Raw genomic sequence first — 20,378 nt, 5'->3', positions numbered from 1 at the left:
GGTGTTGAACACAACATTGGAGTCAACGCAGGGCCAATGTGGGAGCGAGCTTGCTCGCGATGACGGCCTAAAGATCACCACATACTATAAGTCAGGGCAAAAATAACACCCCTGACGCACCCAATCGACGGTTTGCCAGTAAACTCCCCTTCCTTTAGCCGCCATCATTTCCCACGCGGCCATCACCTTATTTCCTACGGAGTTCGCCTTGCGTCTGTTCCACACCTCCGACTGGCACCTTGGGCAGAACCTGCACGGCCAGGACCGCGATTTCGAGCACGGTTGTTTCCTTGAGTGGCTGTTGCGCCAGCTGAAGCTGGACCAGCCCGACGTGCTGTTGATCGCCGGCGATATCTTCGACACGGTCAATCCGCCGGTCAAAGCCCAAGAACGTCTCTACGACTTCATCGTCAGCGCCCACGAGCAGCAGCCGTTGCTGACCATCGTGATGATCGCCGGCAACCACGACTCCGGCTCACGGATCGAACTGCCGGCGCCGTTGATGCGGCGCCTGCGCACTCACGCGCTCGGTCGGGTGCTGTGGCTCGATGACGGGCAGCTCGACTCCGAACGCCTGTTGCTGCCGCTGCCCGATGCCAGCGGCGAGATTGCCGGTTGGTGCTTGGCGCTGCCGTTCCTGCGCCCTGCAGAGGTGACCGGCGCGCAGTTGGGCGACAACTATTTGCGCGGTATCGGCCAGGTGCATGAATGGCTGATCGAAGCGGCGAACGCCAAGCGCAAGCCGGGCCAGGCACTGATCGCCATCAGCCACGCGCACATGGCCGGCGGTTCGGTGTCGGAGGATTCCGAGCGCAGCCTGATTATCGGCAACGCCGAAGCCCTGCCCGCCAGCCTGTTCGGGCCGAGCATCAGCTACGTGGCCCTCGGTCACTTGCACAAGCCGCAGAAGGTCAATGGCGAAGAACGCATCCGCTACAGCGGCTCGCCGATTCCGTTGTCGTTCTCCGAGATCAACTATCAGCATCAGATTCTCGACATCACCCTCGATGGCGAAACCCTGGTCAGCGTCGAACCGAAACTGATCCCGCGCGCGGTCAACCTGCAGCGCATCGGCCCCGCCCCGCTGGCCGAGATCCTGCTGCAACTGGCGGATCTGCCGAACACCGATTTGCTGGAAGATCTGCAGCGCCAGCCGTGGCTGGAAGTCCGGGTGCGTCTCGACGAACCGCAACCCGACCTGCGTTATCAAGTGGAAACGGCCCTGGAAGGCAAAGCCGTACGGCTGGTGCGAATCGCCGCCGAGTACGCCGGTAACGGCAGCAAAGACGGGACCGACGACGGCGCGACCTTGATCGAACTCGATCAGCTCTCGCCTCAGGAATTGTTCAGTCGCGCCTGGCAGGACAACTACGGCAGCGAGGTCGATGAGCAAACCCTCAAGGACTTTGCCGAGCTGCTGCAAGACGTGCAGATGGAGAGCGAACAGCCATGAAAATCCTCGCGATCCGCCTGAAAAACCTCGCCTCCCTGGCCGGACCATTTGAAATCGATTTCACTGCCGAGCCGTTGGCCAGCGCTGGTTTGTTCGCCATCACCGGACCGACCGGCGCCGGTAAAAGCACCTTGCTCGATGCCTTGTGCCTGGCCCTGTTCGGCGCTGTGCCGCGCCTGAACAACACTGGCCGCGATGCGAAAGTCCCGGACGCCGATGGCGAAATCGGCACCGGCGACCCTCGCACCTTGCTGCGTCGTGGCACCGGTGAAGGTTACGCCGAAGTGGATTTCGTCGGCATCGACGGGCGCCGTTACCGTGCACGCTGGGAAGCCAATCGCGCTCGGGAAAAGGCTGGCGGCAAGCTACAAGCCAGTCGCCAGAGCCTGCGCGATATCGACCAGGATCAACTGCTGGCCAGTCAGAAAGGCGAGTACAAGGCGCAACTTGAAGCCGCGCTGGGCCTGAACTTCGAACAGTTCACCCGCGCCGTGCTGCTGGCCCAGAGTGAGTTCAGCGCGTTCCTCAAGGCGGATGACAACGACCGCAGCGAGTTGCTGGAAAAACTCACCGACACTGCGCTCTATACGCGCCTCGGTCGTCGCGCGTACGACAAGACCAGAGAGGCCCGCGAAGCCCACAAGTTGCTGCAGGATCAGGCCACCGGCGTCACGCCGCTGTCCCCCGAAGCCCGCGCCGAACTGGATGAACGTTTCAACGAAGCCCAGCAGCAACTCAAGACCCAGCAAGCGCAGCTCAAACAGCTTGATGAGCAACACACGTGGCTGAAAAACCTGCGCCAATTGCAGGACGAACAACAGAGCGCCACCGAACAACTGCAATCCGCCCAGCAACACTCGGAAAGCCTGGCCGGTGAACGCCTGAAGCTCACGCGCCTGGAGCAACTGGCGCCGCAGCGGCACCAATTTGCGCGCAAAACCGAACTCACCGCCCAGCTCACTCCGCTGGCCGCGCAGATTCAGCAGCACACGCAACAGCAACAAGAATTGTCCGAGCGGCAAGCGCAACTCGAAAAGAGCCTGAGCAGCGCGCATGCTGCGTTGATCGAGGCGCAAAACCAGCACAGCGCCGGTGCACCGTTGCTGCGTCAGGCGTTTGAAGAGCAAAGCACCCTCGCCCGTTTGGCCAAGGATGCCAGCCTCAGTGCCGACGCCAAGCAGCAAGCGGAACTGGCCAGCACCCAAGGCCAGACCACGATTCAAGGTTTGCTCGACCAGCAAAAACAGGTCGCCGAACGTTTGCAGCGCATCGCCGGGGAGCTTGAACAAAGCGCTCATCTGGCGCCGCTGAGCGATGCCTGGAACGCCTACCGTGATCGCCTGCAACAGCTGATGCTGATCGGCAATCGTTTGAACAAAGGCCAGGATGAACTGGCTGCCTTGGAACAGAGCGCCACCCGCGCCGCCGAAGAACTGGCCGCGCAAAAGCAGAATCTGGAAGTCCTGTACAAAGAGGCCGGCGCCGAGCCCGAAGCCGTGGCCGAGCAGATCCAGTTGCTGAGCACGTTGTTGCAGGACAACCGCAAACAACTGCGCGCCTTCGAAGAACTGACGCGGCTGTGGGCCAGTCAGCAGGAACTGGACAAGCGCGGTGCCGAGCTTCAGCAGCGTCAACTCGCTGCCCAACAGGAACGTGAGCGCCTGACCCAGGACGGGGTGAAAACCAAGGCCGAACTGACCGTCGCCGAACAGACCCTGACCGTCACCCGGGAACTGCTGGAACGCCAGCGCCTGGCACGCAGTGAAAGCGTCGAAGAACTGCGCGGGCAATTGCAGGATGACCAACCGTGCCCGGTTTGTGGCAGCCCGGAGCATCCTTATCATCAGCCCGAAGCCTTGCTGCAAAGCCTCGGTCGGCACGATGAAAGCGAGCTGACCAACGCGCAGAAAGCCGTCGATCTGCTGAAGGAAAAACTCACCGATCTGCGCGCCGAAGTCGGTGGTTTGATTGCGCAGCAAAAGGAGCTGCTGCAACAGCAGGAACACCTGGCCACGCAACAACAAAGCCTGACGCCAAGCCTCGAAGCGCATCCGTTGTCCGCGCAGTTGCTGAACCAGGACGCCGCCAAGCGCGATGCCTGGCTGACGCAGCAAAACAGCCAGTTGAACCAGAGCATCACCCAAGACGAACAACGCCAGACCGCCCTGCTCACTCTGCAACAGGATGCCGCGCGACTGGCCCAGCAACTGCGCAGCGCCGAAACCGCGAGCCAGCAAGCGACCCAGCACCTGAGCACTCAGCAACAAGCCTTGAGCAGCGATCGCCAGCGTCTGGACGAAGAACTCGCGGCGTTCAGTTCGCTGCTTCCGGCCGATACGCTGGAAGCCTTGCGCACCGAGCCGGCCGCGACGTTCATGCAGCTCGACCGGCAGATCGCCCAGCGTCTGGAACAACTCGACCAGCAGCGCGACGAACTCGGCGAACAGCAGCAACGCCAGCAGACGCTGGAGAAAGAACAGGATCGCCAACTGACCCGCATCCAACAACTGGAAACCGCGCAACAGCAGTTCACGGTGCTGGCCGAGCAGCAACAGGCTTGCCAGCAGAAACTCGCACAATTGCTGGGTGATCACACCAGCGCCGAACAGTGGCAGCAGCAACTCGATCAAGCGGTCGAACAGGCGCGACATGCCGAAGCGACGGCCAATCAGGAACTGCAAACCGTGCGCACGGGGCTGGTGCAACTGGCCGCAGAACTCAAGGCCCAGCAACAACGTTCAGAGGCGCTGGAGCATGAAGATCGCGAGTTGAGCGGCAAGATTGCCGATTGGCGCGCGCGGCATCCAGAGCTGGATGATGGTGGGCTGGAAGCGTTGCTGAGCGTGGATGATCAACAGGTCAGCGACCTGCGCCAACAATTGCAGCACAGCGAAAAAGCCATCGAGCAGGCCAAGGTGTTGTTGCAGGAACGCGATCAGCGTTTGCTCAATCATCAGGCCCAGCACAACGGCAATCTCGATGCCGAACAACTGGCCACTGCACTGACGGAATTGCAAAACCTGTTTGCCGCCAGCGAACACCGCTGCGCCGAACTGCGCGCCGAACAGGCCGAGGATCAACGGCGGCAGAACGCCAATCAGGCCTTGGCGCAACAGATCGCCGATGCCTACACCGAGTACCAGCGCTGGGCGCGTTTGAACGCGTTGATCGGCTCGGCCACTGGCGACACCTTCCGCAAGATCGCCCAGGCCTACAACCTCGACTTGCTGGTGCATCACGCCAACGTGCAGTTACGGCAACTGGTGCGGCGCTATCGCCTGAAACGCGGTGGCAGCATGCTTGGTTTGCTGGTGATGGACACCGAGATGGGCGACGAATTGCGCTCGGTGCATTCGTTGTCCGGTGGCGAGACGTTCCTGGTGTCGCTGGCCTTGGCCCTTGGTCTGGCGTCGATGGCGTCGAGCACGCTGAAGATCGAATCGCTGTTTATCGACGAAGGCTTCGGCAGCCTAGACCCGGAATCCCTGCAACTGGCCATGGACGCCCTCGATGGCTTGCAGGCGCAGGGCCGCAAAGTCGCGGTGATTTCCCACGTGCAGGAAATGCATGAGCGGATTCCGGTGCAGATTCAGGTGCGCCGCCAGGGCAATGGCCTGAGTACGCTGGAGGTGAAATGACTACGCTCTACTCCTTCCGCCGCTGCCCCTACGCCATGCGTGCGCGCATGGCGCTGCGTTATTCAGGGGTTGCAGTGCAGATTGTCGAAGTCAGCCTCAAGGCCAAGCCCGCCGAAATGCTCGCGCTGTCGAGCAAGGGCACGGTGCCAGTGCTGGAGGTTGAGGGTCGGGTGATTGATGAAAGCCTGGCGATCATGCGCTGGGCCCTGGCACAGCACGATCCTGAGGATTGGATGCTCAAGGACGATCCTGCCGCGCAGCAACGTATCGCTGAACTGATCGAAGAAAACGATCAGGTGTTCAAGGTGCATCTGAATCGCTACAAATACGCCGAGCGTTATCCCGAGCAGCCGATGGAACATTATCGGGCCGAGGGTGAGGTGTTTTTGCGCAAGCTCGATGAGTTGCTGGAGGGGCGGGATTATTTGCTCGCCGGGCACCTGAGCCTGGCGGACGTGGCATTGATGCCGTTCGTTCGGCAGTTTGCGCATGTGGATCGGGAGTGGTTTGGGCAGACGCCGTATGCGCGGTTGCAGGTGTGGCTTCAGCGGTTGCTGGAGTCCGACCTGTTCACCTCAATCATGAAGAAATAACCCCGCCCTGTAGGAGCGAAGCTTGCTCGCGAAGGCGTCCTAACATGCAACATTGATGTCGACTGTCACGCCGCCTTCGCGAGCAAGCTTTGCTCCTACGGGGTTCGGCGGCGTTACGCCAATACCGAGCACATCCCCAGCGCCGAGCAATCCACCTGGAACGGTCCGAGGAACTCGCCCGGGACCTTCGATGGCGGATTACCCGCCAGCAACCCCAACGCCTTGGCCGTCTGAATGTTATGGGCGATGTTGTGGTTGCATTCGATGGCCCGGGCCACCGACCCCGCCGAGCCCTGCCCGATCCCCAACAGTGAAGCGCCATTGGTCATGAACGCCAAGAAGGCGATGACCCAGAGTCTGTGTCCTTTCATGCTCCGACCGCTCCCAACAAATCCTCGTGATCAGCCACGACGCTTTGCGCGCGGTGTTCGAACTGGATAGCGGGATAAGCGACCTGAATCGGCGCTTGAATGTCGTGTTGCGATTGAGCCGAAAGGCTCACCACGAGCACCATGGCCACGTAGATTCCGATGGCCAGGTAGGCGCCGTGTTTGGCAGAAGTGAGGATTGCGCTGGCCATGGTGTTCTCCGTGGGCATGTTTAAGTGCCGACAGGATCGATCAAAAAAACCGAAGCAACCACTCAGCGTTTTCCATAGTGACCATCAGCTTGGTTGATCATTAAACCCGTCTATGCCGACGCTTGATAAAACCTATGAACCCGAGAAACACACACGCAAAGGAGCTGCCGAAGGCTGAGATCTTTTGCTCTTAATAAGTCAAAAGATCGCAGCCTTCGGCAGCTCCTGCAGGGAGCGACAATGTTCGAAGATTTCAGGCTTGGGTTTTGTGATCCAGCGCGGCGTAGAAGTTGGCGCTTTGTTGCAGGTATTTCTGGGTGTAGCTCTGGGTGTGGGATTTTTTGCTGTTGATTTCAACGTTGGCGCTGGCTGGCAGGGCAACGGTGGCAGAGATGGCGGATGCGGCGATGATGGAGAAGATATTGAAGTTCATGGCGGTGTTCCTCGGAGTCAGTTGGCTTGCTTGCCCGGTTGGGCCGTGGAGCAAACTTAACGTCCGAGGTCCGCGCCTTGAAATGCTTTGTAGCATTAGCGGATATCAGTCTCATTAATACAAGGTCGCAGGCCTTATCAACCGGGGCCTGCGGCCTATTGCCGCACCTATTGACGCACTAGAAACTTGAGGTCGCTCGGGGCATCCATCGGCAATTTCTGCACGGTTTTGCCCAACAGGCCGGTCTTGGCGTCGCGCTCGACGACGACAATCTCGTTGCTCTTCTGGTTGGCGATCAACAGAAACTTGCCACTCGGGTCGAGGCTGAACTCACGCGGGTGATCACCCTCGACGGAACGTCGCTGGACTTCCTTGAGCTGAGCGGTGGTCGGGTCGATGGCGAATACCAGCAGTTGATTGGCGGTGCCACGATTGCTGACGTAGAGGAACTTGCCGTCAGCCGAGGCGTGAAGCGCTGCGCCAGCCTTGTCGGAGGTGGGTTGCCCTGCCGCCAGATCGACCATTTGCGTTTGCTTGAGCGTGCCGTCCTGGTAGTCGAACACCGCGACCTGCGCGCTCATTTCCATGGTCAGCCAGGCGTGTTTGCCATCGGCGCTGAACAGCAAATGACGCGGCCCACTGCCGGCTGGCAATTGCACCGAGGCCGGGGTGGCCGGCGTCAATGGCAACAGCGGGTTGGCCTTGGGATTGAAGTGATAGACAAAGATCTTGTCTGCGCCCAGGTCATTGGAGAACACGTACTTGCCATCCGGCGAGGAGATCGTCGAATGCACGTGCGCCGAGGCTTGACGCTCCGGGTTGACCCGGCTCGACGGGTGGCTGCTCATCTGCACCACGGGTTTTAGCTTGCCGTCAGTGCCCACCGGCAACACCGCGAGGGTGCCGCCCGGATCCTCGACCACCGAGTAGTTGCTGACGAACAAGTGGCTGCCGTCAACGCTGAGGCTCGAATGGGTCGGTTCGTTGCCCAGGCTCTGGACCTGACTGAGCAGGCTCAATTCATGGGTCTTGGGGTTGATCGCATAGCTGCTGACCTTGCCCACCGGATCGGCTTGGCCCGGACCGTTTTCGTTGACCACGAACAGGTGCTGCTGGTCTTTGGAGATCGTCAACCAGGACGGGTTTTCGCTCTTGACCACTTGCAGTGGTTTAGCGGCTATCTGCCCGGTGGCGCTGTCGAAGTTCAGGCGATAAATGCCCTGGCTCTGACCTGCGGTGTAGGAACCGACCAGCAGTTGATAATCGTCAACGGTCGCCGCCTGAACGCCCATGGCGCCGACACTGCCGGCCATCAACAGTGGCCAGAAATTACGCATCTTCATGCTCTTCTTCCTCGTCGTCATGCCCGCCAATCGCGGCCATGCACACCAGCCGGTGCTCGCCGGAATCACCGGTAATGAGCCAGCTCTGCAGGGTTGGATCGAAAGTCGCTGCCTGGATCTGGGCCATGCTGAACGCCCAACGCTTGGCCGCACGGCCGTCCATGCATTCGATGTGCAGGTTGTCGTCTTCATCGAGAGAGAAATCGAAGGCATGCAAGCCATCGATTTCCAGCATGTCGCAATTTTCGAGGGCGTTGAGCAAAGTGTCGGTAACGGCAGTCATGGCAATCAATCATTCAATTGGAAAGTCGCAATGATAGCTCATCACTCCCCCTGGACCGGTGCTGAACACAAAACTCACGCACAACACCGAACCAATGTGGGAGCGGGCTTGCTCGCGAATGCGGTGGGTCAGTCGAAATCTATGGCGCCTGACACTCCGCATTCGCGAGCAAGCCCGCTCCCACAGGGGATGGTGTTTAAGCTTTAGAGCGCATCACGCGATGGCTTGCCGTCAACCAACCGCTGGATCCGCAGCGGGTTGCCGTTTTTCAGCGGCTCCGGCAGCAAGCTGTCGGGGTAGTTCTGGAAGCACACCGGGCGCAGGAAACGGTCGATGGCCAGGGTGCCCACCGACGTGCCGCGCGCATCGGAAGTCGCCGGGTACGGCCCGCCATGGACCATCGAATCTCAGACTTCCACGCCAGTCGGATAACCATTAAGCAAGATTCGCCCGACCTTCTGTTCCAGCAACGCGGTCAGCTCGCCGAACTGTTCGAAGTCCGCTGGCTCGCCAATGATGGTCGCCGTCAGTTGCCCGTGCAGGCCATTCAACGCCGCGCTAAGTTGCGCTTGATCCGCCACTTCAACGAACACCGTGGTCGGGCCAAACACTTCTTCCTGCAACACTTCATCGCCATCGATCAACAGGCTGACATCGGCCTTGAACAACTGCGGCTGCGCCTGATTGCCCTGCTGCGCGCTGCCCGCCAGATGCTCGATCCCAGAATGCGCCAGCAACTTCTGCAAGCCTTTGCCATAGCTGCTCAACGTCCCGGCATTGAGCATGGTTTGCGCCGGTTGATCGCCGATCAACGCCGCGACCTGCTGCACGAACGCACTGAACTGCGGCGAACGAATGCCGATCACCAGCCCTGGATTGGTACAGAACTGACCACAGCCTTGCACCACCGACGCGGTCAGGTCACGGGCAACGGTTTCCGCCCGAGCTGCCAACGCCTGCGGCAACACGATCACCGGGTTGATGCTCGACATCTCGGCGAACACTGGAATCGGCTGCGGACGTGCCGCTGCCATGTCACACAAGGCACGACCGCCCTTGAGCGAACCGGTAAAGCCGACGGCCTGGATCGCCGGATGCTTGACCAGCGCTTCGCCGACTCCACCGCCGTAGATCATGTTGAACACACCGGCCGGCATCGCGGTTTTTTCTGCGGCGCGAATGATCGCATCGGCGACGAGTTCAGCGGTGGCCATGTGGCCGCTGTGCGCCTTGAACACCACCGGGCAACCGGCAGCCAGCGCAGAAGCGGTATCGCCGCCAGCCGTGGAAAACGCCAAGGGAAAGTTGCTCGCGCCGAACACGGCAACCGGGCCGAGGCCGATGCGATACTGACGCAGATCCGGGCGTGGCAACGGTTGGCGCTCAGGCAAGGCCTGATCGATGCGCGCACCGTAGAAATCACCACGACGCAGGACCTTGGCGAACAAACGCATCTGGCCGCTGGTGCGACCGCGTTCGCCTTGAATACGCCCGGCGGGCAACGCGGTTTCACGGCAGACCACGGCAACGAAGTCATCGCCTAGTGCGTCCAGCTCATCAGCAATGGTGTCGAGAAACTGCGCGCGACGCTCGGCACTCAGGCTGCGATAGGCCGGGTAAGCGCTGGCGGCAGCCTTGGCGGCGGCATCGACTTCTTCCGGGGTAGCTTGATAAAAATCGTGGGGCAAGGCCTCGCCAGTGCTGGCGTCGGCGCTTTGCAGCTTAAGGTTGCCGGCCGCGCTGCGCTGGCCGCCGATGTAGTTGTGACCAAGAATCTGGGTCATGCAAATCTCCTTAAAGGGTGCCGACGGTGCCGGGTTCGAATGCCGCTGCTACCGGCGCAATACCGTTGATCAACGGCGCGCCGAATTCAGCCTGGCTGATTTCGAACACATCACCCGGTTGGGTGCGGATGCCATCGGCGAAGGACAGGGTCGCGGTGCCGAAGAAGTGAATGTGCACGTCCCCCGGACGCAGGAACTGGCTGTACTTGAAATGGTGATACTCGAGGTTCGCCAGGCTGTGGCACATATTCGCCTCGCCGCTGAGGAACTCGTTCTGCCACAGCACCTTGCCATCACGCAGAATGCGACTGGTGCCTGCCAAGTGTTGGGGTAGCTCACCGACGCGAAGTTCCGGGCCATAACTGCAACTGCGCAATTTAGAGTGAGCGAGGTAGAGGTAATTCTTGCGTTCCATCACATGGTCGGAGAACTCATTGCCCACCGCATAACCGAGGCGATACGGCTTGCCGTCGTGGCCGATGACGTAGAGCCCGCTGAGCTCCGGCTCTTCTCCGGCGTCTTCGGCAAACGGTGGCAGCGGGAACGGCTGGCCCGGACGCACGACAATACTGCCGTCGCCCTTATAGAACCATTCCGGTTGCACGCCGGCCTGGCCCGCCACCGGTTTGCCGCCCTCCACGCCCCACTTGAAGATGCGCATGGTGTCGGTCATCGCCGCTTCGTCGCCGACTTGCTGGTGCATTTTGTCCCGGGCCGAGGCGCTGCCCAAGTGAGTCAGGCCAGTGCCACTGACCAGCATGTGCGCAGGGTCCGGGTGATCCAGCGGAGGGAGGATGCGCAGGTGCGTCAGCAGCTCCGCGTAATCGTGGCTGATGCCCAGGCCGAGGTTTTGCACCTGTTGCTCAAGATTGACGCCGGCCTCGATGGCCGCCAGGGCCAGATCGCGGACCGTGCGCGCGTCCTGCACTTCACGCACCAGACCGCCCTCGACCACGCCAACCCGGCGCTCGCCGTTAATCAATTCGAACTGAACTAAACGCATGATTTTCTCCTGTATTCAACTCTCAAATCCGACACTCGCTCCCACAGGGGGATTTGTGTGATCTCTCAGGTGCGCGTTGCACCTCGGGCGCTGGAGGCAAATTGATCGGCCGGCAACACATGCTTGCGCTCAAGCAACCGATAAACCACACCGGTCAGCACCAGCCCGAACACCATCACCCCGGACAAGAAGTACAACCCGGACGCCAGGTTGCCGGTGTATTCCTTCAACGCACCAATCACGAACGGCCCGATATAGCCGCCGAGATTGCCCACCGAGTTGATCAGGGCAATACCCGCTGCTGCACTGGCGCCGGCAAAGAAGCGTCCCGGCAAGGTCCAGAACACCGCCGTGCAGGAAAACAGTGCAAACGCCACCAGGCACAACGCCGCCAATTGCAGCACCGGCAGCGTCAGCCAGGCGCTGAGGAACAGGCCGATGGCGCCCAGCACATAGAGCACCGCCAAATGCCCGTAGCGATCATTCAAGCGATCGGAACTGCGCGGCACGATCAGCAAGCCGATGATCCCGAAGATGTACGGCACTGAAGACACGAAACCGGTGACCAGATCGGTGCCGCCGAACTGTTTGATCAAGGTCGGCAACCACAAGCCCAGACCATAGATGCTCAACGTTACCGGCAGATAGAACAGCGCCAACAGCAGGACGCGTTTGTCTTTCAGCGCATGCAACGGGTTGCCGTGGCGGGTCTGGCCATATTCTTCGAGGTCTTTTTTCAGCTCGCCGGTCAGCCAGTCCTTCTCGGCCTGGTCCATCCATTTCACTTGTTGTGGACCGTCGGGCAACCAGCGCAGCACCGGCCAGGTCAGCAGGATCGCCGGGGTGCCGATGACGATGAATAGCCACTGCCAGCCATGCAGGCCGAGGGTGCCGTCCATGCCGAGCAAACCGCCGGACACCGGGCCGGTGATCATCATTGCGATCGGTTGCGAAAGGATGAACAGCCCGAGGATCTTGCCGCGATGGCGCACCGGAAACCATTGGGTGATGTAGTACAGAACGCCCGGGAAGAACCCGGCTTCGGCGGCGCCGAGCAGGAAGCGCATCACATAGAAGCTGTGCGGCCCCTGGACGAAGGCCATGCCGATGGTGATCGCGCCCCAGGTGATCATGATCCGCGCGAACCAGCGGCGGGCACCGAAGCGTTCGAGCATCAGGTTGCTGGGGATTTCCAGCAAGAAGTAGCCAATGAAGAACAGCCCGGCACCGAGGCCGTAGGCCGCATCACCGATACCGATGTCCGCGCCCATGTGCAGCTTGGCGAAGCCGACCGCGGAGCGATCCACATAGGCGATCAGGTACAGCAGGATCAGGAAGGGAATCAGTTTCAACGTGATGCGACGAATAAGCCGCAATTCCTGGCTCATGAGATCGGTCTCCGATTGTTGTTGTTATAGAACCTCGGGGGACGCCTCTCGCGGAAAACCGCCAGGGCCAATCCCTCCGTTGAACGCGACTATATAGTAATACTATTTAAGCTAGCAACACTTCCAAATCCGCAGAATTGCGCTTATGTTAAGCGTCAGCTCGAACAATATAGTCATACAATAAGAGAATCGATCATGTCTGATAAGAAACCCACCCTGCGCTCCGCCCAATGGTTTGGCACGGCCGACAAGAACGGCTTCATGTACCGCAGCTGGATGAAGAATCAGGGCATCGCCGACCACCAGTTCCACGGCAAACCGATCATCGGTATCTGCAACACCTGGTCGGAACTGACCCCGTGCAACGCGCATTTCCGTCAGATTGCCGAGCACGTCAAACGCGGTGTGATCGAGGCCGGTGGCTTCCCGGTGGAATTCCCGGTGTTCTCCAATGGCGAATCGAACCTGCGCCCGACCGCCATGCTTACCCGCAACCTGGCGAGCATGGACGTTGAAGAAGCGATTCGCGGCAACCCGATTGACGGTGTGGTGCTGCTGACCGGTTGCGACAAAACCACCCCGGCACTGTTGATGGGCGCGGCCAGTTGCGACGTGCCGGCGATCGTCGTCACCGGCGGACCGATGCTCAACGGTAAGCACAAAGGCCAGGACATCGGCTCGGGCACCGTGGTCTGGCAGCTCAGCGAACAAGTGAAAGCAGGCACGATCACCATCGACGATTTCCTCGCGGCCGAGGGCGGCATGTCCCGCTCGGCCGGTACCTGTAACACCATGGGCACCGCATCGACCATGGCCTGCATGGCCGAAGCCCTCGGCACTTCCCTGCCCCACAACGCGGCAATTCCTGCGGTGGATGCACGACGTTATGTGTTGGCGCACATGTCCGGCATGCGTGCGGTGGAGATGGTGCGCGAAGACTTGCGACTGTCGAAGATCCTGACCAAGGAAGCGTTTGAAAACGCCATCCGGGTCAACGCGGCGATTGGCGGTTCGACCAACGCAGTAATTCACTTGAAAGCCATCGCCGGGCGCATCGGCGTCGAACTCGATCTGGATGACTGGACCCGCATCGGTCGCGGCATGCCGACCATCGTCGACCTGCAACCGTCCGGGCGTTTCCTGATGGAAGAGTTCTACTACGCCGGTGGTTTGCCCGCAGTATTGCGTCGCCTCGGCGAGGCCAATCTGATTCCGCATCCGAACGCCTTGACCGTCAATGGCAAGAGCCTCGGCGAGAACACCAAGGACGCACCGATCTACGGGCAGGACGAAGTGATCCGCACCCTCGACAACCCGATTCGTGCCGATGGCGGCATCTGCGTGTTGCGCGGCAATCTGGCGCCACTCGGTGCGGTGCTCAAGCCCTCCGCCGCCAGCGCCGAACTGATGCAGCACCGTGGCCGTGCGGTGGTGTTCGAGAACTTCGACATGTACAAGGCCCGGATCAACGACCCGGAACTGGACGTGGATGCGAACTCGATTCTGGTGATGAAAAACTGCGGGCCGAAGGGTTATCCGGGCATGGCTGAAGTCGGCAACATGGGTTTGCCAGCCAAGCTGCTGGCCCAGGGCGTGACTGACATGGTGCGGATTTCCGATGCGCGCATGAGCGGCACGGCGTATGGCACGGTGGTCTTGCACGTCGCGCCGGAAGCCGCAGCCGGCGGGCCGTTGGCGGTGGTGCAGGAAGGCGACTTCATTGAGCTCGATTGCGCCAGTGGGCGACTGCACCTGGACATTCCCGACGCTGAACTGGCAGCGCGGATGGCTGATCTGGAACCGCCGAAGCAACTGATCGTCGGCGGTTATCGTCAGTTGTATATCGACCACGTGCTGCAAGCGGATCAGGGCTGCGACTTTGACTTCCTGGTCGGCTGCCGCGGTTCCGAAGTACCGCGTCATTCCCACTGACACACAATCCCCTTGTGGGAGCGAGCCTGCTCGCGAAAGCGGACTGACATTCACCAGAGATGGTGAATGTTAAATCGCCTTCGCGAGCAGGCTCGCTCCCACATATGATCTATGCCCGTCTCAAGATTGTGTCCACGCCTGCTATCATGCGCCACACCCCCATCGCCCAGGATTGCTTCGTTCCCCATGGATTACCGCAAACCCTCCGACCGCAAAAGCATGCACTCGCGCATCGTCCAGGAACTGGGCATGCAGATCGTCTCCGGACGCTTCAAGCCCGACGACAAACTGCCCGCCGAAGCCCTGTTGTGCGAAGAGTACGCGGTGAGTCGGCCGGTGTTGCGCGAAGCCACGCGCGTGCTGGTCGCCAAGGGTTTGGTGTATTCCCGTCCGCGGGTCGGCACGGTGGTCAAGGCGCGCAAGGAATGGCACATGCTCGACCCGGACGTGTTGCATTGGTTGATGCAAAGCAGTCCGCAGAATGAGTTCTTCGGCCTGCTGACCAGCGTGCGCAGCATCATCGAGCCGGCCGCCGCCGCCCTCGCCGCGCAGTACGCCACCGACGCCGACATCGCCTCCATCGGCGAAGCCTACCAACGGATGGAAGCCGCGCCGACCCCGGAAGCGCTGCTGCAACCAGACCTGGACTTCCACAGCCGCATCGCCGACGCGACCCACAACGACTTGCTGGCCAACCTGTGCAACATGCTCGCGGTGGCGATTGCCGAGGCGTTGAAGCATTCCAACCAGCGACCGAACCTGCACGAACTGGCGCTGCCACGGCACAAGGCGATTCTCACCGCTATCGAGAATCGCGATGCACTGGGCGCCCGGCATGCGACGCTGGTGCAACTGGATGATGCGCGCAGCGCGCTGAACGTAGTGCTCGGCGCCGATCCCACCAACAACCACTAAACCCCTGTGGGAGCGGGCTTGCTCGCGAAGGCGGTATGTCAGTCGGCAAAGATGTTGGCTGATAGTCCGCCTTCGCGAGCAAGCCCGCTCCCACATTTGATCTGTGTGAACCACAAGAAAGCCGCCACCCTCAGGTCGCGGCTTTTTTGTTTCTGCGCGCGCCATATCCCATTCAATCGACACCTGTGCGGTACCCGGGTACCGCACACCTCGCCCGCCAACGTTCTATGTTCAAGGTATCAACCATGCAAAGGATTGCATCATGCCCACCGTTTCATCATCGACCGTCACAGCCGATTCCACCGACATCATTGCCCGAACGATCAGCGCTCGGTTCAGCACTCGCCCGACCCTGCGCTCGGTAACCGCCAGCCTGCTCAAGGAAGACCTGCTGGAAAAATACCCACCACTGGATTTCGCCCCTGAGCGAACCCGCTTGGCACAACCGCTTCCCGAGGGAGGCTGGCGCCTGACACTGCTGCTGGAAGTGGCGCTCGCGTACCTGGCAAGCGGTAAACCACCGCTGCTCAGCGAACAATATGGCCGCGCCTGTTTCCTCACCAACAAGGCACCGACGCACCTGACCCTCGACAGCACCGCCCGACGCGAACCGGACATGCAGGTCATCGCTGACGTCATCCGTGAGTTGCCGGCCATTGTGTCGGTCGCGTATCAACAAGCATTGACTGACTACTGGAATGAGCCGATCAACGCGGGGGCCAGCCGCTGGCAATGGCTGGGGGATCTGCTGAACGGGGTGTTGAAAACAGCAGCGGTACAGCATGCACCGATCAATGCGCTGCACGCCGAGGTCCTCACCGAACTGACCCGCCACCCCGACAAACAGGAGCGCCTCCAGGCACCTTGGGCAAAAGGCGTCATCCATGCCTACACGCTTGAAGCGACCCTGAACATCAATCAGCAATCGGTCAGCCTGCAAAGCCCGGACATTCTGCTGGCCTGTGGTGAAACCCTGCTGTTGTGCAGCGTGACTGGCGCTGTTGAAGCATTCCCGTCCATGGAAATGTTCGGCCAGGCCTGGGCAGCGCGGTTTCAACGCACCTTCATGGCCGACACCATCATCTGGAAACGCTTTGAGCCTGACGGCAATATCTTCGACACCCAGGCCGCCCTGCTACTGAACCAGCAACTGGACGATCTGGCCGCGTTCAAGCTGCCCGCAGGCCGACCGCTGGACGAGCTGGAAAAACGCTTCGCAGCGATCGCCGATGTGGCGGCGCTGTTCGTCACTTCGTCGCCCGTCCAGACCGCGAGCCCGATGCTCTTCCAGCACATCGAGTCAAACCTGCCCGAGTGGCTGCAAAGCGCCAGCGCCATCGATCGCATGACATACCGCAAGCATGTGCTGGAACACGCCAGCATCAAGCAACAAAACCTGGGCAGCACCTTCCACGCCGGCATCGATGACCTTCACAGCTTTGCCAAAAAAGCCTTGCACCAACAGATGCTGCTGGACCAGCCGCAAGCCCCCGGTTACAACCCTGACGAACTGGAACTGACCTTCCACGTGCCGGTCGGCGACCTCGGCAGCGGCTACATCGAGCCGGTGACAATGTCGCTGACCGAGCTGGCGATCAAGAACCTGGCAGGCAAACCCAAGGGCCGGATGACCGTGCGCCACACCGCGGGGCAACTGGTCCAGGACTGGACCACCGAGGCCTATCTGCTGGAGCTGGTGACCCGTGTCGACATCGGCAAACACTACCCCGAATACATCCGCACCGAACTGCTGGCCGACACGCCCGAAGCGCGGGAACGCCAGCGACTGTTCAGCCTGGAACTGGCCGTCAGCTTGCCAATGCTTGCACTCGAACACTCGATCAAGGCTGAACAAGGTTTCACCCGCCAGGGTTACCGCTACGTCGAGGCACTGATGCACAAGACCACCGCCGAACGCTTCGTCGATGACCAGGAGATTGTCCTGCGGCCACTGGCGTTCCAGAGGAAAGCCGACGCCGAATGCGACGTCGCCGGCAACCTGTTTATCATCGAGCCCCGAGACTTGAAGGCCGATGGCCCGCATATTCTTTATCGGCCGATGTACGTTCCGGCAATGCTGCAATACTCGAGCCGGCAAGCCTTGCTGAACGCGATCGCACAACCGGGTCCGCTACAGACCAGCGTACTGACTTGGTTACCCGATCGCGCGCGGCCGATCTACGACAACAACGGTTTCAACGAGCCACACATCGTGCATTTTCATCCCGGTGATGAGTTCGCTCGCCCGGAAAAACCAAAACCGGCGATTCTGGTCGGTAACGAAGCGGCCACCGACTGGCTCACAGCACTGCAACAAGGTCACTTGCTTGCCTGGTTATTCGACAGCAATGCCCGTGCACTGGCGGAACGGGGTGACTGGCAGTCGGTATCGAACGCCGAAAGTCGTTGGGCGATCATTCTCGAAGGCGGCTGGCTGTTGTTCAACAACCTGATTCTGCCAATGTTGCGCGGCCCGGCCATGCTGGTGGGCTGGATGCTGCAAATCACCCACAGCCTGACTCAGGATCTTCCCGCCCTCGACAGCGACGACGTCACCGCGCGCGAGCAGGCCTGGGTCGATGTGCTGTTGAACCTTGGGTTGGTATTGCTGCATGTGGCGCAAAACAGCGGCGCGGCTGACAGCCCCGCTTTTTCCCGCGACTCCCACTTCGCCACGCTGCGTCGGCCGCCGAATCCCGCCAACGTTATTGCCGAAAGCACCGTGACCCAGGCAGCGCCTGGATTGCCGTCCGAACCACCGGGAAGTGGCCATACTTTGCTGGACTTCAACCTGTCATCGGCGCGGGATTCAGCCACCGCCCGATTGATCGAACAACTGAAAACCGTGCGGGTGCCATGGCCGCCGTCGCTACCGGAACCGATTGCCATCGGCGCCTTCCACGGGCTGTACCGCATCGACAACAAATGGCACGTCAGCCTCGCCGGCCTGCTGTTTCGCGTGCGGATCGTGCCGGGCTTCGGTGAGGTTTTCCTGGTCCCTGCGCAACACCCTGACCATCCGGGCATCAAGCTCAAATCCAATGGCCGCGGCAAATGGACACTGGATCAAGGGCTGCAATTGGTCGGCGGCGGCCCGAAAAAACGGATCGCCGACGCACGCAGAGCCAGACGTGAGCGCATTGAGGAGCTGGCCCTGTGGCGCCAAGAGTTCTTTGCCCAACAGGACCGGGTGCAAAAACGTGTCGATATCTCGGAAAACCTGATGGACCTCAAAGACAACAACCCCGCCAGCATGGATCAAGAGCGCACGACGTTCATGGAACGTTTTGTTGCCGAACTCGACAAGCAAACCGACACCTACACCACATTGCTTGACGGATTGAGGGAAACCAGCGAATTGACAGATTTCCCCCTGGACCACTCACTGATTTGCAATGTGCTGGGCAACATCATCAAGAATATTCGCAAACGAATTGTGAAGGCCGACGATGCTCGAACCGCAGCCAACGCCAAATACAACGAATTCGCCAGCAACGTGCAACAACTCTACGAAGCCCTGAGTATCGAGGGCGAGTCGGTGGTACAGCGTTATTTCGACTTCATCCGCAAAACCAATGAAATCAACGAAACCATGATCAGCTCTTACGAAGAGATCGACAGGCGGCTCAAGGAACTGGAACAGATTCCGCTGCTGGGAGCCGAAACCTTGAAGGAATTGAACAAGGACAGGCCGGACAATGAACTGACCGCCCTACGGGTAAAGTCCTACCAACTGATTATCCTGCGCATCCTCAGCGTCAAAGCCTTGGGCACTGAAACCACCGAGGCCCTGGACACAGCCGTCGAGCCCTTGCTGATGCTGTCCCGATCTCACGCCGAGTTGCAGACCGATCACGTCTATGAACGCAGCGATCGCATCGCCGTGCTGGACAGCCTGGTCCGTCACTACGGCACCGCGCAGGATGCCTTGGGCAGTATCGGGATTTTCAGGGTGGATGATTTGGAGATGCCGGTGTTCAACCGCCTGCGGATCATCATCCATCAATTGCACCTCGATGCCGAACAGCGTCTGGCTGATGAGATTCAACAGCTTGCCCTGGACCAGCAAAAATCATCCGACACATCCGCTCATGCAGACTCATCGCAAGCAGCCGGCACCTCCAAGGATGCGGAGACAGGCAAGAAAAAAACCCAGGCCCCGGCCCGAAAGAAAGTCATCAAAACCGCCAAGGGCACCTTTATCGGTGATCTGCGCCCACGCACTGCCGATCAGGGCGGTGACATCGTCGACATCAACGGGCCAATCGATGACAAGCCCCTGTTCTCTTTCCATCAACACGACAATCTCTGGGTGGAGATCGTCGAAGTCAGAGCGCCCGCGCCCAAGGCCTCATCAAAGCCCTATCCGTTGCTCAAGGGCGACGCCCGGAAGGCCTTGGCGCAGGTGCATGAAAAAGTCACCAAGATCGACGGCTACGCCAAAGGCGCAAGTTCGCCCAAGGAAATCGAGGAGCAACTGCAACGCGAAGCGCAAAAGCTCATCGGGTATGCCGATAAGCTGGAAAAGCATGAGCACGCTCCATCAGACAATGAACGAGATGCAGCCCTTGTCACCGCGCTTCGGGACAAGGCCCGCGTCCTCGAAAGCAAGGCAACGGAACTGCGTATCCGCATGACGCTGGGTCAGGCGCCCACCGGTGAAGGTGTGGAATACCTGTTGCGGCATCATGTGATTCACGTCGAGCCCATTGGCCGGCGGGTCAGGCTAAAAACCGGACGCCGAGATTTGATGCAGGAATATGCCCTGCTGAAGGCTGACGATGCTCCCCTGTGGTACGCACATTTTCATTACGCCGGCTTGCTGGACGATAAAGCCACTTACACGACAGCGCATTTGAAAACCGTGGAGCAACGCTTCGAAAGTTACGAATCGATCATGGCCAACGCAAAAGATCCGAAACAGAAAATCGAAATCTATCGTGGCGCCATCAGCGAAACGCTGGCCCGAGAGCATTTCCTGCCATTGGAACCGAACTGAATCCGTGGTGATCGCCCATGAAAAAGCCGCAACC

The 20,378-nt window shown here is 60.2% G+C and carries 13 protein-coding genes and 1 pseudogene; 6 read left to right on the top strand and 8 right to left on the bottom strand.

The window, feature by feature from the left end:
- The first annotated feature begins 208 nt into the window (after positions 1-208).
- Genes ACIOYV_RS02765 through ACIOYV_RS02755 form a run of 3 tightly spaced genes read left to right on the top strand, consistent with a single transcriptional unit; the run spans position 209 to position 5,684 of the window.
- A complete protein-coding gene (locus tag ACIOYV_RS02765) occupies positions 209-1,453 on the top strand; it encodes an exonuclease SbcCD subunit D C-terminal domain-containing protein (protein WP_401320640.1) in 1,245 nt (414 codons plus the stop codon).
- A complete protein-coding gene (locus ACIOYV_RS02760) occupies positions 1,450-5,091 on the top strand; it encodes an AAA family ATPase (protein ID WP_401320638.1) in 3,642 nt (1,213 codons plus the stop codon). Before ACIOYV_RS02765 ends, ACIOYV_RS02760 begins: the two co-directional genes overlap by 4 nt.
- A complete protein-coding gene (locus ACIOYV_RS02755; RefSeq protein ID WP_401320635.1) occupies positions 5,088-5,684 on the top strand; it encodes a glutathione S-transferase in 597 nt (198 codons plus the stop codon). Before ACIOYV_RS02760 ends, ACIOYV_RS02755 begins: the two co-directional genes overlap by 4 nt.
- A gap of 113 nt (positions 5,685-5,797) precedes the next feature.
- Here the strand turns inward: ACIOYV_RS02755 and ACIOYV_RS02750 are convergent, their stop codons facing one another.
- From ACIOYV_RS02750 to ACIOYV_RS02715, 8 genes and pseudogenes are all read right to left on the bottom strand, one after another.
- On the bottom strand, positions 5,798-6,055 hold the full coding sequence (locus ACIOYV_RS02750) for a hypothetical protein (protein WP_401320633.1): 258 nt from the start codon (positions 6,053-6,055) through the stop codon (positions 5,798-5,800).
- Complete coding sequence (locus ACIOYV_RS02745) at positions 6,052-6,264, bottom strand: hypothetical protein (RefSeq protein WP_054047591.1); 213 nt, start codon at positions 6,262-6,264, stop codon at positions 6,052-6,054. The genes ACIOYV_RS02750 and ACIOYV_RS02745 overlap by 4 nt, the downstream gene beginning before the upstream one ends.
- Positions 6,265-6,517: 253 nt before the next feature.
- Positions 6,518-6,697: a hypothetical protein gene (locus ACIOYV_RS02740; protein WP_054047590.1), complete on the bottom strand. Its 180-nt coding sequence runs from the start codon at positions 6,695-6,697 to the stop codon at positions 6,518-6,520.
- Positions 6,698-6,864: 167 nt separating this feature from the next.
- Positions 6,865-8,040, bottom strand: a complete 1,176-nt coding sequence (locus ACIOYV_RS02735; RefSeq protein ID WP_401320631.1) for a lactonase family protein — start codon at positions 8,038-8,040, stop codon at positions 6,865-6,867.
- The gene (locus ACIOYV_RS02730; RefSeq protein ID WP_054047586.1) at positions 8,027-8,323 is read right to left on the bottom strand and encodes a DUF5629 family protein; all 297 of its coding nucleotides are present in this window, start codon (positions 8,321-8,323) and stop codon (positions 8,027-8,029) included. Before ACIOYV_RS02730 ends, ACIOYV_RS02735 begins: the two co-directional genes overlap by 14 nt.
- Before the next feature lie 203 nt (positions 8,324-8,526).
- Positions 8,527-10,107: pseudogene (locus ACIOYV_RS02725) on the bottom strand (aldehyde dehydrogenase (NADP(+))).
- 10 nt (positions 10,108-10,117) lie between these two features.
- Complete coding sequence (araD1, locus tag ACIOYV_RS02720) at positions 10,118-11,110, bottom strand: AraD1 family protein (protein WP_401320628.1); 993 nt, start codon at positions 11,108-11,110, stop codon at positions 10,118-10,120.
- A 65-nt stretch (positions 11,111-11,175) separates the two neighbouring features.
- Entirely contained in the window at positions 11,176-12,498 is a 1,323-nt protein-coding gene (locus tag ACIOYV_RS02715) for an MFS transporter (protein WP_401320626.1), read from the bottom strand.
- A gap of 195 nt (positions 12,499-12,693) precedes the next feature.
- On the opposite strand from ACIOYV_RS02715, the gene ACIOYV_RS02710 reads away from it, so the two are divergent.
- The 3 genes from ACIOYV_RS02710 (at position 12,694) to ACIOYV_RS02700 (ending at position 20,344) form a co-directional block, all read left to right on the top strand.
- Complete coding sequence (locus tag ACIOYV_RS02710; RefSeq protein ID WP_265045141.1) at positions 12,694-14,430, top strand: IlvD/Edd family dehydratase; 1,737 nt, start codon at positions 12,694-12,696, stop codon at positions 14,428-14,430.
- 186 nt (positions 14,431-14,616) lie between these two features.
- Positions 14,617-15,345 carry a FadR/GntR family transcriptional regulator gene (locus ACIOYV_RS02705; RefSeq protein WP_054047576.1) on the top strand — a complete coding sequence of 243 codons (729 nt, stop codon included), beginning with the start codon at positions 14,617-14,619 and terminating at the stop codon, positions 15,343-15,345.
- A gap of 262 nt (positions 15,346-15,607) precedes the next feature.
- The gene (locus ACIOYV_RS02700; protein WP_401320623.1) at positions 15,608-20,344 is read left to right on the top strand and encodes a dermonecrotic toxin domain-containing protein; all 4,737 of its coding nucleotides are present in this window, start codon (positions 15,608-15,610) and stop codon (positions 20,342-20,344) included.
- The last annotated feature ends 34 nt before the right edge of the window (positions 20,345-20,378 follow it).

This window comes from Pseudomonas sp. NPDC087342 (assembly GCF_044744265.1).
GTDB lineage: Bacteria > Pseudomonadota > Gammaproteobacteria > Pseudomonadales > Pseudomonadaceae > Aquipseudomonas > Aquipseudomonas nunensis.
This window is presented reverse-complemented; position numbering and strand designations above follow the sequence as displayed.

Coding starts and splice junctions, on each gene's coding strand:
- ACIOYV_RS02760 (WP_401320638.1), top strand. CDS start 1,450: ATGAAAATCCTCGCGATCCGCCTGAAAAACCTCGCCTCCCTGGCCGGA.
- ACIOYV_RS02755 (WP_401320635.1), top strand. CDS start 5,088: ATGACTACGCTCTACTCCTTCCGCCGCTGCCCCTACGCCATGCGTGCG.
- ACIOYV_RS02750 (WP_401320633.1), bottom strand. CDS start 6,055: ATGAAAGGACACAGACTCTGGGTCATCGCCTTCTTGGCGTTCATGACC.
- ACIOYV_RS02745 (WP_054047591.1), bottom strand. CDS start 6,264: ATGGCCAGCGCAATCCTCACTTCTGCCAAACACGGCGCCTACCTGGCC.
- ACIOYV_RS02740 (WP_054047590.1), bottom strand. CDS start 6,697: ATGAACTTCAATATCTTCTCCATCATCGCCGCATCCGCCATCTCTGCC.
- ACIOYV_RS02735 (WP_401320631.1), bottom strand. CDS start 8,040: ATGAAGATGCGTAATTTCTGGCCACTGTTGATGGCCGGCAGTGTCGGC.
- ACIOYV_RS02730 (WP_054047586.1), bottom strand. CDS start 8,323: ATGACTGCCGTTACCGACACTTTGCTCAACGCCCTCGAAAATTGCGAC.
- araD1 (WP_401320628.1), bottom strand. CDS start 11,110: ATGCGTTTAGTTCAGTTCGAATTGATTAACGGCGAGCGCCGGGTTGGC.
- ACIOYV_RS02715 (WP_401320626.1), bottom strand. CDS start 12,498: ATGAGCCAGGAATTGCGGCTTATTCGTCGCATCACGTTGAAACTGATT.
- ACIOYV_RS02710 (WP_265045141.1), top strand. CDS start 12,694: ATGTCTGATAAGAAACCCACCCTGCGCTCCGCCCAATGGTTTGGCACG.
- ACIOYV_RS02705 (WP_054047576.1), top strand. CDS start 14,617: ATGGATTACCGCAAACCCTCCGACCGCAAAAGCATGCACTCGCGCATC.
- ACIOYV_RS02700 (WP_401320623.1), top strand. CDS start 15,608: ATGCCCACCGTTTCATCATCGACCGTCACAGCCGATTCCACCGACATC.